7 protein-coding genes are annotated in these 14229 nt (G+C 42.0%); all 7 read left to right on the top strand.

Going from position 1 to position 14229, the window contains the following annotated elements; genetic code table 11:
• Positions 1 to 15 precede the first annotated feature (15 nt).
• Positions 16 to 966: an ABC transporter ATP-binding protein gene (locus J2W55_RS17605; protein ID WP_310098579.1), complete on the top strand. Its 951-nt coding sequence runs from the start codon at positions 16 to 18 to the stop codon at positions 964 to 966.
• Positions 950 to 3250, top strand: a complete 2301-nt coding sequence (locus J2W55_RS17600; RefSeq protein WP_310098576.1) for a Gldg family protein — start codon at positions 950 to 952, stop codon at positions 3248 to 3250. Before J2W55_RS17605 ends, J2W55_RS17600 begins: the two co-directional genes overlap by 17 nt.
• 9 nt (positions 3251 to 3259) lie before the next feature.
• The gene (locus J2W55_RS17595; protein ID WP_310098574.1) at positions 3260 to 6163 is read left to right on the top strand and encodes a M16 family metallopeptidase; all 2904 of its coding nucleotides are present in this window, start codon (positions 3260 to 3262) and stop codon (positions 6161 to 6163) included.
• A gap of 465 nt (positions 6164 to 6628) precedes the next feature.
• The gene (locus tag J2W55_RS17590) at positions 6629 to 7213 is read left to right on the top strand and encodes an RNA polymerase sigma-70 factor (protein WP_310098571.1); all 585 of its coding nucleotides are present in this window, start codon (positions 6629 to 6631) and stop codon (positions 7211 to 7213) included.
• 235 nt (positions 7214 to 7448) lie between these two features.
• Positions 7449 to 8594, top strand: a complete 1146-nt coding sequence (locus J2W55_RS17585; RefSeq protein ID WP_310098568.1) for a FecR family protein — start codon at positions 7449 to 7451, stop codon at positions 8592 to 8594.
• 267 nt (positions 8595 to 8861) lie between these two features.
• Positions 8862 to 12302 carry a TonB-dependent receptor gene (locus J2W55_RS17580; RefSeq protein WP_310098565.1) on the top strand — a complete coding sequence of 1147 codons (3441 nt, stop codon included), beginning with the start codon at positions 8862 to 8864 and terminating at the stop codon, positions 12300 to 12302.
• A 10-nt stretch (positions 12303 to 12312) separates the two neighbouring features.
• Positions 12313 to 14223 (top strand): RagB/SusD family nutrient uptake outer membrane protein, encoded by a 1911-nt coding sequence (locus J2W55_RS17575; RefSeq protein WP_310098561.1) that lies wholly within the window; start codon positions 12313 to 12315, stop codon positions 14221 to 14223.
• Positions 14224 to 14229 lie beyond the last annotated feature (6 nt).

Here is a 14229-nt window from a genome sequence, read left to right as displayed (position 1 = left end):
CACTTTTAAACTTTTATGAACCACCCAATTTTAAAGATTGAGCATTTATCTCATCGTTATAGTGCCTCCTGGGCAATCCGGGATATTTATCTGGAAATCAGTCAAACAGGAATAGTAGGCCTTCTCGGTTCCAATGGAGCGGGAAAATCCACCACAATGAATATTATGTGCGGTGTGCTGAACCAGACTGAAGGTAAAGTATTCATTGATGGCATCGATCTTTCAAAAGATCCCGAATCTGCAAAAAAGCGGATTGGCTTTCTGCCCCAGACGCCTCCGTTGTATCTCGACCTTACCGTAGATGAATACCTGAGGCATTGTGCGCATTTTCGACTGATGGATAGTGCCATTATTCCAGCTGCAATGGAGGAAGCGAAAGAACGTTGTGGAATCGCACATTTTAGCAACAGGCTGATCAGAAACTTGTCTGGCGGATACCGCCAACGTGTAGGGATAGCTCAGGCGATCATTCACAGACCTAAATTAGTTGTTTTAGACGAACCAACCAACGGTTTGGATCCCAATCAGATAGTTGAGGTGCGAGCTTTGATTAAAGAAATCGCTAAAGATCGCGCTGTGATTTTCTCATCGCATATTCTTTCCGAGGTCCAGTTGCTTTGCCAGGAAATTACAATGATCGAAGATGGCAAAATTGTATTTGCTGACTCGATGGAAGCTTTTAACAATTATGTGATGCCGCACAGTGCACAGGTGACCATGGCAAACCCGCCATCGCCAGGTGAATTTTTAACAATTCCTGGAGTTACAAGTTTAGAGGAGCTTACCGAAACAACAAAAAGGATATTCTTCAATGGCAGCCCGGATATCACCGAACTCATCATCGAAGCAGGCGTTAGAAATGGCTGGAGGATCAGAGAGATCCACCTCGACAAAACATCTATCGACGAAATTTTCGCTCAATTATCTAATAAGAAAAAAAAACTTACTAATGAGAACAGTATTTAGAATTGCCAAACTTGAACTCAGTATACTCTTTTACTCGCCAATCGCCTGGTTTCTGCTGATCGTATTTTTATTTCAGTGCGGATTAGCGTATTTGGCACCCATTGAACGCTTAATGACTTTTCAGCAATTGGGCGGCTTTCAATTAAATTTTCTTGCTAATTCAACTATATCGGTATTTGGAACTCAGGGCGGCTTGTTGGGTGATGTTTTGCAAAAACTTTATCTATACATGCCACTGATTACAATGGGTCTGATTAGTCGTGAAGTGAATAGCGGCACCATCAAGTTATTATATTCATCACCAATGAAAGTCAGAGAAATCATCTTTGGGAAATTCGTCGCGATGATGGCTTATAATTTCTTGCTGATACTGATCCTTTTTTTCTACGCCATATTGGTTTGCTTTAATATCAAATCTGCTGACTTAGGGTTCGTTCTCCCAGGAATTATTGCCGTCTATCTTTTGCTTTGTGCTTATTCAGCTATTGGACTCTTTATGTCCTGTTTAACTTCCTACCAGATTGTTGCTGCTATCAGCACTTTGGTAGTTTTTGCCATTCTTTCTTATATCGGTTCAGTATTCCAAAGTGTGAATTTCGTTAGAGACCTGACTTATTTCCTTTCGATTTCTGGTCGCGCAGAAAATATGATCTATGGCCTCATTTCGACTAAGAATGCGCTATACTTCGTAATTATCGTCGCGATGTTTTTGAGCTTTAGTATTATTAAGTTGAAATCGCAGCGTGAAACAATAGGTGGCCTGAATCTGGCGGCGCGGTACATTACCGTTTTTATATTTGCTTTAATATTTGGCTACGTTACCTCGAGGCCAGGCATTATTGGTTATTTCGATGCAACGCGGAATAAAGCGCAAACGATCACTGAAGCATCGCAGGAGATCATCAAGAAATTAAATGATGGCCCGTTAGAAGTTACTTCTTATATCAATCTACTGGACTGGAAATATCGCAACGGTGCGCCAGATCAACGTAACCAGGATTTCGACCGATGGGAACGATATATACGCTTTAAACCGGACATTCATTTACATTACGTCTATTACTATGATTGGCCCGGAGCCGATTCTCAATTTCGTAAACAATATCCCGGTAAAACACTTGAACAGATCGCAGCGCAGACTGCCTATTCCTATAAACAGGATATCAAAGAATTTAAAACGCCACAGGAAATGCGCAGTATTATTGACCTTTCGCCAGAAAATCATAGTTATGTAATGCAACTGAAGTACAAGGATAAAAGCACCATACTTCGATTATATGCTGATACCGATCCTTTTCCATCTGAAAGAGAGACTGATGCTGCATTGTCACGTCTTTTTACTCATTTGCCCAAAATTACCCTTGCAGAGAGCGAGTTCGAGAGACGTTATGATAATGCAAGCGATAAGGCTTATGGCACATTCATCGGCGACAAGGCGAATCGCGTAGCATTAATCAATCAAGGTTTTGAAGTCGATACACTGTCGCTCAATAAACAGGACATTTCCTCCAAAACTGACGCCCTGGTAATTGCGGACCCGCGGACTCCATTTAGTGTGTCAGCAATTAATAAAATTGAAAACTACATCAATAAAGGCGGCAACCTGCTTATCGCGTCCGAGCCTGGCAAAGCGTCGATAATTGATCCGCTGATTAAACCAATGGGTATCAGCCTGGATGACGGAATATTAATTGAGCAGAGCAAGGACAGTGCTCCGGATCTGATCAAATTATCTTATACGCCGGGCGCTTTATTATTATCGACGCAATTGGCCGACGATATCAGGGAAAACATTCCGGTTTCCATGCCTGGAGTAACCTCCATCAAGTACGGAAGTGGAGGTACGTTTAAAATTACACCGCTTTTGGTTACCAACCCGGCGACTACCTGGTTAAAAAAAGAAAATAAGGTTGTTGATTCTGCATTGATGAAATTTGAACCTCAAAATGGCGATCAGAAAACAGAGATGGCTACAGCAATTGCGCTTACGCGTCAGATCAATGGCAAAGAACAGCGAATAGTAATAACTAGTGATGCAGATTTTATCAGTTCTGCGGAATTAAAACGTTTCGGAAACTCCAATTCGGATTTCGGGACACAAGTGATGAGCTGGCTTGCTTATAATAAGTTTCCGGTAGATACTTCCAGGCCCAAATCAGAAGACAACCGTATTAACCTTACCTATCCGGGACTTGGTAGACTAAAGATCTTTTTGCTTGGTGTTGCGCCAGGAATCTTGCTCATTATCGCTACTGTATTTCTATTACTCAGAAAAAGAAAATAATAAACACCTATGATCCTTAAGGAGTCAGTAAAGTCTGGCTTTTTTTCAAAACATAAAAACATTATGATGTCACAAAATATATGGCGGCAAATGGCTTGCCTTTCAATCTTTGTTTTATGCATGGTTGCTACCGGATATGCACAAAACAGCCCAATTGCTAGGATGAATCCTGAAACCAGGCTCCCTTTGGACAAGGAGGTGCGTACTGGAAAACTGACCAACGGATTCACTTATTACATACGGCACAACGAAGAACCAAAGCATCGGGTCGTCATGTATCTGGTAAATAAAGTGGGCTCAGTATTAGAGGAAAATGATCAGCGCGGCCTCGCTCATTTTATGGAACACATGAACTTTAACGGAACCGTTCACTTCCCCCACAACGAGTTAGTTGACTATCTGCAAAAATCAGGTTTGGGTTTTGGTGCTGATATTAATGCATATACCAGTTTTGACGAAACGGTTTATCAGTTGCCCATGCCGTCTGACAAACCTGAAATACTGAATAATGGAATAGAGATCATGCATGACTGGGCGCAAGGTGCATTGCTTGATTCAACTGAACTGGAGAAAGAGCGAGGAGTCGTGCTTGAAGAAAAAAGGCTAGGAAAGGGTGCGGGTGAGCGGCTGCAAAGGCAATATTTTCCTATTCTCCTAAACAATTCACAATATGCCGTTCGGGTGCCAATTGGTATCGACAGCGTTTTAAACAACTTCAAACGAAATCAAATTTTATCCTTTTATAAAGATTGGTACCGGCCAAACCTTCAGGCAATCATTATTGTTGGGGACATCAATGTGGACAGCCTTGTTAATGTTGTGAAAGCGAAATTTGCTGACCTGAAGAATCCACAGAATGGAAAGATAAGAAAACACTTCAATGTGCCGCTGACTGGAAAAAATCAATTTATAGCCCTTACTGATCCCGAAATGCAGCAAACGACGATTGAGGTGATGATCAAGCATCGGGCTGTTGGAATAAAAACTTTTGGGGAATACAAAGTGGCTATAATCAAAAATCTGTTTAACCAGATGTTAGCCACAAGGTTTACGGAATTGAGTCGCCGTCCTGATGCGCCATTCCTGAGTATTCAGGTGAACATCAACGACTTTATGGGCGACCTGGATATGTTTGATGCCACTTTGGTAGCCAAAGATGGAGTATATGAACAAGGCTTTAAGGCGATGTGGCAGGCGATTGAACAAGTAAAAAAATTAGGGTTTACAGCGACGGAACTCGACAGGGCGAAAAATAGTTATATGAGTGGCATACAGCAAATGGCGGCGGAGAAAGGAAAAACCGCTTCAGATAGCTATGTAGGGGAATATCAGCAATTATTTTTAAAAGGTACTGCATCTCCAGGCATAACAACTGAATTAAAAATTACGAAGGCTGATCTACCATCCGTCACCCTAAATGATGTGAATAGCATGGCCCGAAATTATATTGCTAATGTGAACCGGGACATTTTAGTACTGGCCCCGGAAAAAAACAAGACCAGTTTACCTAACGAGACTACCATAAATAATTGGTTAAATTCCGTAGAGCGTGAATCCGGATCAGCATTTCACGATCAAGCGACGCAAAATGCTTTATTAGCTCATCTTCCTGTCTCCGGGCGTACTACCAGCACGGCTGATTTACGAGACTTAAATATAAAACAATACACCTTGAGCAACGGAATTAAGGTGCTGATTAAACCAACACATTTCAAAAACGATCAGGTGATATTTAATGGTTTTGCACCTGGCGGCACTTTTAATGCTCCTGATGCAGATTATCCTTCGGCAAGTATGTCATCTGGATTGGTGGCCTCAAGTGGAATCGGTCAATTCACACCGGATCAGCTAGACGCATACCTTGAGGGAAAACAATTTCAGGTTGGCCCTTTTATCGGTGAAAGAACACATGGCATCTCAGGCGGATCAAATACCCACGATTTGGAATCTGCATTTCAAATGATCTATGCCTACTTCACCCAACCAAGAAAAGACCCGGCTATTTTTAACAGGATAATTGATCGCTCAAAAGCCGCGTTAGTAAACAGGGAGAATGACCCAAAAAGTGTTTTTCAGGATACCGTCGCAGCCGTGTTGGGTAACCATAACGAAAGAAAAGCTGGCCCAACGGTCGGAAAATTAGACCGTGTGAATTTGGATAAGGCTTATGAATTCTACAAAGCAAACTTTAGTGATGCTTCTGGTTTCACATTTACTTTCGTTGGCAATATCGATACTAATCAGATAAAACCATTAATGGAAAAATATCTGGGAAGCTTACCGGCAACTCATAAGGAGGCTACTCCTGAAGAGCTTGATATACACATACCGGAAGGTCGGATTGAAAGAAATGTTTACAAAGGAAAGGAACCGAAATCCACCGTCATGCTGGTCTATTCGGGGAGTTTCAAAAACAATAAAGAAAACATCGCCGAATTGCAGGCTTTAGGAGAATGCCTTGAAATCAGATTACTGGAACGTCTTCGCGAAGATGAAGGAGGTGTTTATAGCCCATCTGTTGGCGTAAACACAACCAAGTACCCTACGGAAAGATTCAATATGATCATTCAATTTGGGTGCGCGCCGCAAAATGTAGAAAAATTGATAGCATCCACGAAAGATGAGGTTGCCAAGCTACGATCCAATGGGCCTACACAGGAAAGCCTCGACAAATGGAAAGCTAAAGATAAAAATGACATGGAAAGTGATTTAAGTGATAATGGTTTTTGGCTCTCGTACCTGACAAGCCAACTGCAAAATCATGAACCTTTAACAGAGATGGATGGCTATGCCCAAATTAGAACGTCCATAACCGTCGAGAAAATTAAGGTTATAGCAAATGAATGTCTGAGTGGAAATAATTTTATCCGCTTAGTGCTATTACCGGAAACTTTAAACACGATTAAAAATTAAAACCCGGACAACCCGGTTCGATGATAATGGCTCTGCATTCTTTTTTAGGTCAGTTAGTTAATACATTTGGCACACCAGATCCGGGAGCTTTTAGTGATGATTTCTATTTATACCACCTTTTTTAAGTGGTAATTATTTGATTAATACAATCGGCCGTTTTCATTCCAGTGAAGCGGCTTTTTTATTTTTTGATGGGATATTTTAGAATTTTACTGGACTACCCGAAAAACTGGATCTGGTACTCAAATCAGGTCACAACGCGGGGTAATTTTACCTGCTAATGACACGTGCCGATGGCAATTGCTGAGCCCAGAGTCATTTATCCCTGCAATTATAAACTAATGTTGAACTTGACTTCTCGAATTTTTTATAGCTATAACTGCGGAATACAACATCATTTCATGTCTCTGCAAAATCATTATATAAACGCGGGATACTTAGGGCGGGTCATAAATAAAAGGTTGTATGTCGTACGTTAATTATACCGATTTGGAATTATTGGCATTCCTAAGGCAAAATAAACGTGGGGCCTATAATGAAATTTATAATCGCTATTGGAAAAAAATGCTATTGGTTGCATGGAACCACAGCCGGGATGATTTTGTGGCGAAGGATATTGTGCAGGACGTTTTTATTAAACTTTGGGAAAATCAACATAATTGCCAAATTGATAACTTACCTGCTTTTCTGGCAACTTCAATAAAGTATCAAATTTTCAGACATTACCGGAAGGAACAGCGGCGAACAGAACTGGCACGCGCTAATTACTTTTATGAAGATATATCGCTCGATGAACAAAAACTTGACGCCCGGTTCCTTCAGGATCTAATTGACGGCATTGTTGAACAAATGCCCGAAAGATGCCGGCTTGTATTTCACTACAGCCGAACCCTTGGCTTAAAAAATCATGAAATAGCCAAGGAAGCAAATATTACAACGAAAACCGTTAAAAATACGCTCAACAGGGCATTAAGAATAATTCGTTGTGAACTGAACAATCATGGAATTCGCTTTCTGGTTTTAATAAAACTCCTGTTTTTCTGGCTTTAACCCAAGCGTTTTAAGCAATTTTTTACTGGATTACATCCGTAACAACTCCGAATATACGGTTGTATTAAAAAAAACTTTTTTTTAATAGGGCCCAATTGATTTCTCATTGGCACTACAATAAAAATCAATTATACAATACCCTCCAAAAGGAATTCTTTCTGAAGCGGCGCATATTGTGTAACACCTATTTAAACATTTTATTACGAACAGACCTTGTGGTCAAACTTATAAACTCATGGACGAGAACCGGGTAAACGAATTAATAAAAAAACAAATCGATGGGCTCGCCACCGAAGAAGAGATCAATGAATTGAATATATGGTATCGGAAAGCTGCTTATCAGGAGGCCGAATTTCCGGGTGACGAAGAATCGATCTACGTCGAAATGTTAAACCACATTAATGAAAAGACCAAACCAAAAACAGCTAACTTTTCAAGTCTGAAGAAATGGACAGTTGCGGCTACTGCCACGATAGTATTTAGTTTCTCCTTAATAATTTATGTTTCCAAAAATCGGGCAGACAAGTCCAACAAACAGCTTTTGATCAACAAAGCTGCACAGGGTGTATCTAACCGGGCGATGCTTACGCTAGCCGATGGACGAAAGATATCATTGAACGAGGCCGCAAACGGTCAGCTCGCCACCCAAAACGGAGTACAAGTAGTAAAAACGTCTAATGGACAGCTTGTTTATACAATCGCATCCTCGCAAACTACCACAGACTCGATTCCAGTTAGCCAATACAACACAATTGAGACACCGGCAGGTGGACAATATATACTGGTATTGCCTGATAAGTCCAAGGTATGGCTGAACGCAATGTCTAGTATACGGTTCCCCGTAAGTTTCGAGCATTTAAAGGAGCGAAGGATCGAATTGAAAGGAGAAGCATATTTCGAAGTAATGCATAATGAGGCTATCCCTTTCAGAGTTGTTGCAGGCAGGTTGATAACCGAAGATATTGGCACTGCATTCAATATTAACGCTTACAGCGATGATGATCAAGTGAAGATGACGCTGGTAAAAGGATCCGCAAAAGTCACGGCAGGTGGGTCAGATCTCACCATTTTGCCTGGGCAACAGGCCAGTTATGGAAAGACATTGACGGTTAATCAAGTAGTTGTTGAAGACGAGATTGCCTGGAAGGATGGATTTTTTCGGTTCGAAGACGAGACTCTGGAAAACATTATGAAAGCCATTTCAAGATGGTATGACGTGAAAGTTGTCTTCGAAGATGTTCAACTTAAAAATGATCGATACGGTGCTGTTTCTACCCGTTTCGATAATATATCAACACTACTTGACCTGATGCAGCAAACTGGCAGTGCAGATTTTAAGAAGAATGGAAATACTATCATCATCAGTCGAAAGAGCCGATAATTTTACCCTATAAATAATCAATTATTAACCAAAATGAGAGAACAAATGAGAGCAACAGAAAAGCCAACGTAAAGTTTCCCAAACTTATAAAGCCAGGTTTATAAATGCAATCGGGGGCATTGGCGTGCCCCCGATAAATTGGCTTTATTAAACCTGAAATGAGATTCGAAACACATTTTTTATTTAAAACAGCCTTAACAAATGTATAAAAATTTTACTGTAAACATTTGGCGGTATTTGCCTTACGTGCGCAAATACCTGATAATTATGAAGATTACAAGCTTAATCCTGTTCCTCGCTTTAATGCAGGCGAGTGCAGCAGTTTACTCGCAAAAAATCACTTACAAGAATGATAAAGCCTCGCTTTCGCAGATCTTTACGGAGATCAATAAGCAAACGGGCTACAACGTTTTTTGGTCACAAAAAAGCGTTAAGAATCTACCACCCGTAAAAGTTGACTTTAATAACGTATCGCTCGAACAGGTGCTGATATCCGTACTCCGGGGCACATCGCTGGACTATGCAATTAACGACAAATCGGTAGTTATTAAAACAAGGTCGATTGCAAAATCCATCGTCGAAGTCCCGCCCCCTGCGGCTGATATAACCGTCACCGGATCAGTGAAAAATGCAAAGGGGGAGTCGTTGCCGGGTTCGAGTATTACTGTCGAAGGAAATAATCGACTGGGCACCGTGACAGATAACAATGGAAATTTCGTAATCACCGTTAAAGACGGTGCGGTAATTCACATATCTTCTATTGGCTATTTGCCGCAAACTTTTACCGTCAGTGCGGACAATAAGGTTTTCAAAGTCGTTTTGCAGGATGACGTTAAGCATGCCGAAGAGGTCGTTGTTACTGCATATGGCAAAAAACAACGTAAAGAAGCTGTTGTCGGCTCTGTTACTACAGTCAAGCCAGCAGAACTTAAAATACCTGCAAGCAACCTGACAACGGCTTTGGCCGGGCAGGTAGCCGGTGTGATCGCCTTTCAGCCCACGGGTCAACCCGGCCAGGACAATGCACAATTTTTTATCCGTGGTGTAACCACTTTTGGTTACAAGGTTGATCCGCTGATCTTGATCGATAATATCGAATTAAGCACAAATGACCTTGCTCGTTTAAATGTCGACGATATTGCCAGCTTTTCTATCTTAAAGGATGCCAGTGCGACTGCTTTGTACGGGGCCCGTGGTGCTAACGGCGTTATACTGGTAAATACCAAAGAAGGTAAGATTGGGAAACTTGACATCAATGTAAGATTGGAAAATTCTGTTTCCCAAAACACGCAGTCCCTACAGTTAGCGGACCCCATTACGTACATGAATCTTTTTAACGAGGCTACCACCACACGTGACCCAACACAGGCTTTACCCTTTAACCAGGATAAAATAAATAATACACTTAATACGATTAATAGAGGCCCCGGCTATAATCCCTATGTGTACCCAGCCGTTGACTGGTTAAAAACATTGCTTAAAAAACGAACGGGAACCCAACGCGGCAATATGAGCATTAGCGGTGGTAATCCGCTGGCAAGATACTACGTTGCCGGTTCCTACAACATCGACCATGGTAATCTGGTTGACAATCCGGACAACAATAATAGCGATAACATTAAATTCCAGAATTACCAGTTGCGCTCAAATGTAAATTTGAATATTACTAAGACTACCGAAGTAATCTTGCGTTTTTCTGGTACTTTCAGCTCCTACGCCGGTCCGCTCACGACCGATGGCACTTTTAATTCGGACATCTATAACTTAGCCCTGCATACCAGTCCCGTTTTATTTCCTGCGTATTTTCCGGCCGATTCCGCAAACCAGGGCACCAAACATATTCTGTTCGGCGCACCTCCCGGAACTTATAACAGCGTACCTTTCAACAATCCTTATGCATTGTTGCTCAGGGGCCATAAGACATCATCTGAATCTCGGGTTCTTGCGCAGGTAGAGATAAATCAAAAGCTCGACTTTCTTACGAAAGGCCTTAATTTTCACGGGCTATTCGAAACCAACAGGTATTCTTACTTTGATTCTAACCTTGCTTACAAACCTTTTTATTATAACGTCTCATCTTACGACAGAGCTTCCAATAATTATACGCTTAATTGGTTAAATCAGAACCCCGGTGACGCAATAGAGTACTTGCAATATTTTCCGGGTACACCAATCATTAATACCAGTAATTATTTGCAGGGTAATCTTGACTACGCCAAGCAATTAGGAAATCATAACATATCTGCGACGCTGGTGGGAACCATGCAACAAACGGTCTATTCAAATGCTTCGCAATTGGTTGATGCATTGCCACACCGAAACGAAGGACTGGCTGGTCGTCTGGCCTATAATTACAAAGGAAAATATTTCACAGAATTCAACTTCGGTTATAATGGATCTGAACGATTTTCGGAAGAACACCGTTATGGATTTTTCCCGACCATCGGCGCTGGCTGGCTTTTGTCAGAAGAAAATTTCTTTAGGCCGCTAACCAATATATTTGATCGTGTAAAACTTCGTGCCAGCTACGGTTTGGTTGGTAACGATGCGATCAGTGACAGAAGGTTTTTTTATTCCTCAAATGTTAATCTTGCCGGCGGAGGTGGGGCCGAATTTGGCACCAATCGCGGCTATAGCCATCCGGGTGTACAAATTTTAAACTACCCTGACCCCAATGTTACTTGGGAAACCTCAAAGCAGATGAACTTGGCGTTGGAGATTACCACTTTAAAAAATCTCAACATCACAGCTGAGTATTACAATTACAACCGCTACAATATTTTGCAGCAGCGTTCCTATATCCCGACAACCAGCGGCCTTGAGGCTCCGATATATGCGAACCTTGGCAAGGCGAACTCAAAAGGTATTGATCTTTCCGCTGACTATAAGCAACAATTTGGCAAAGACTGGTTGGTTTCGGGTCGTGGGAATTTAACGCTGGCCACTGACAAATATACATATTACGAGGAACCGGACTACCCAGAACCCTGGCGTCGTATGACTGGCCAACCGATACGCGCAGGATACGGATTCATCGCAGAGCGTTTATTTGTTGACGATGCAGAAGCCCAAAGTTCACCGACACAAATATTTACATCAACCGGCAAAGCGCCTCGTGGTGGGGATATAAAATATCGTGACCTCAATGGTGACGGTGTAATAGATCAGCGTGATGAAACCTTCATAGGTTACCCGCAGGTTCCCGAGATCGTCTATGGCTATGGCTTTTCTGCACAATATAAAAACTTCGACCTGTCTGCCTTTTTCCAGGGTCAGGCACGGGTATCATTTTTTATAGATCCAAATAAGGTTAGCCCCTTTGTTCAGAGCAATCAGCAATACATCTACGGAAATACCCAGCTGCTTAAACAGTTCGCTGATAGCCACTGGTCAGAACAAAATCAGAATATATATGCCATGTATCCCCGTCTTGGCGTGAATAGCAACGACATTCAAAACAACCTTCAACCCAGTACCTGGTGGCTGCGTGACGGGTCATTTATGCGTTTAAAATCCGCTGAATTCGGTTACACAATTCCCCCTTTGCTTACGAAGCGCTTAGGGTTAAAAAAATGCAGAATTTATTTTAATGGCCTAAACCTGATCACCTGGAGCTCTTTCAAGTTATGGGATCCGGAACTAGGCGGAAATGGTTTTGCCTATCCTATACAAAAAGTATATAACATAGGGCTAAACGTAAATCTATAAATTAAAGACAATGAAGACATTATACAAATATATATGCCTTGCCAGTTTACTTTTGGTTGGCAATTCCTGTAAAAAATACCTCGATGTTGTACCACCGGATGTTGGTACACTGGACTATGCGTTCAGAAACAGGAACGAGGCAGAAAATTATCTTTTTGCATGTTATAACGCCATCCAGAATCTAAATGACCTAAACAGAAGCCCCGGCTTCACAATGTCATCTGAACTTGTTTTCCCGTTGAATCTACCTAGTAATCCTATTAATGTAACGGGATTCACACTTATTACCGGTACTCAAAACGCTGGAAACCCTGGCCTTGATTACTGGGACGGTAGCGGAAATGGAATTGCCATGTATCAGGCGATAAGAAAATGCAATACCATGTTAGAAAATATCAATAAGCCTACTGATCTTTCTGCCGCAGATAAAACCCGCTGGATCGCAGAAACCAAGTTTCTTAAGGCCTATTACCATTACTATTTATTTCGGTTATACGGCCCAATTCCTATTGTGGATCAGAATCTCCCGGTAGAAGCGTCACCTGATCAGGTACGTGTGAAACGACAGTCTGTCGATGAGGTTGTAAATTATATCGTTGGTTTGCTGGATCAGGCAATTCCCGATCTTCCGGCAAGTATTCAAAACCCCGCGAAAGAATTGGGGCGTGTGACCAGGCCTGCCGCTATGGCCATCAAAGCTGAAGTTTTGATGACCGCTGCCAGCCCCTTATTTAACGGTAACCCGGATTACGCTGGATTTAAGGACAAAAGCGGAACCTTATTATTTTCGGCCTACGATGCCACAAAATGGCAAAAGGCGGCTACAGCGTGTAAAGAGGCCATCACCCAATGTGAATCTGTCGGTCTAAAGCTTAATAATACCTTCATTCCGGCTCCCAATGTAACTAATTTAACCAGTCAGCTGACACAGGAATTGGTTTTTCAGACATCGCTGACGCAGCGATGGGATATTAATTCAGAGCTGATCTGGGCATTAGATGCTATTTGGCATGGCCAGGAGTATTGTATTCCCCGTATGACGCAGTTGGCGAATCAAAACGATAATGACAACCCTGCCTATTACGCTGTACCTATTTCAACTACAGAACTGTTTTATTCTAATAATGGAGTACCAATTGAAGAAGATAAAAATTTTGATTATACCAACCGTAACCAATTGCAGGTCGGTGATGCTGCCAACTCGAGCTATATCGAACCGGGCTATACCACAATAAAGGCTCACTTTAACCGTGAATCGAGGTTTTATGCAAGCATCGGCTTTGATGGTGGGGCTTGGTTTGGTAATGGTATTCTTGACGGCTCGCACATGCACTATGTTGAAGCAAGAGGACAAGCGTCCCTCGCAGGCCCGAAAACGTTGCAAAAAACAAACATAACGGGTTACTGGCCAAAGAAAATTGCTAACTACCTCACCACATTCGACAACGGCTTTAGCTGGACGGATTTTTCCATGCCGGTAATGCGTATGTCGGGCTTATACCTTTTATATGCGGAAGCCCTTAATGAAGTAAATGGACCTACTGCCGAAGCCTTTTCTTACATCGACAGGGTGCGCGCCCGTGCAGGCCTGAGCGGTGTTCAAAACTCATGGTCGCAGTACTCCAAGAATCCGAGCAAACCCAATACTAAAGATGGGTTAAGGGAAATCATACATCAGGAACGCCGGATTGAACTTTGCTTTGAAGGACAAAGCGGTTGGGACTTGCGAAGATGGAAAGAAATGCAAAGTGTACTTAGCGCTCCGCTTAAAGGATGGAGTATTTATGAAGATCAGGCTATTAACTATTACAGGGCGAAAAATGTCGAGATCCCGGTGTTCGCCACCAGAGACTACCTATGGCCAATCTCAACCAACAGCTTGGTCGTGAATAGCAATTTAGTTCAGAATCCGGCATGGTAATTAATT

The sequence above is a fragment of the Mucilaginibacter pocheonensis genome (assembly GCF_031456535.1).
Lineage (GTDB): Bacteria > Bacteroidota > Bacteroidia > Sphingobacteriales > Sphingobacteriaceae > Mucilaginibacter > Mucilaginibacter pocheonensis.
The sequence above is the reverse complement of the archived record's forward strand: the minus strand, read 5'-3'. Positions and strand labels throughout refer to the sequence as shown.

Excerpts from the sequence above, each read along its gene's own strand:
- J2W55_RS17605 (WP_310098579.1), top strand. The coding sequence starts at position 16 with ATGAACCACCCAATTTTAAAGATTGAGCATTTATCTCATCGTTATAGT.
- J2W55_RS17600 (WP_310098576.1), top strand. The coding sequence starts at position 950 with ATGAGAACAGTATTTAGAATTGCCAAACTTGAACTCAGTATACTCTTT.
- J2W55_RS17595 (WP_310098574.1), top strand. The coding sequence starts at position 3,260 with ATGATCCTTAAGGAGTCAGTAAAGTCTGGCTTTTTTTCAAAACATAAA.
- J2W55_RS17590 (WP_310098571.1), top strand. The coding sequence starts at position 6,629 with ATGTCGTACGTTAATTATACCGATTTGGAATTATTGGCATTCCTAAGG.
- J2W55_RS17585 (WP_310098568.1), top strand. The coding sequence starts at position 7,449 with ATGGACGAGAACCGGGTAAACGAATTAATAAAAAAACAAATCGATGGG.
- J2W55_RS17580 (WP_310098565.1), top strand. The coding sequence starts at position 8,862 with ATGAAGATTACAAGCTTAATCCTGTTCCTCGCTTTAATGCAGGCGAGT.
- J2W55_RS17575 (WP_310098561.1), top strand. The coding sequence starts at position 12,313 with ATGAAGACATTATACAAATATATATGCCTTGCCAGTTTACTTTTGGTT.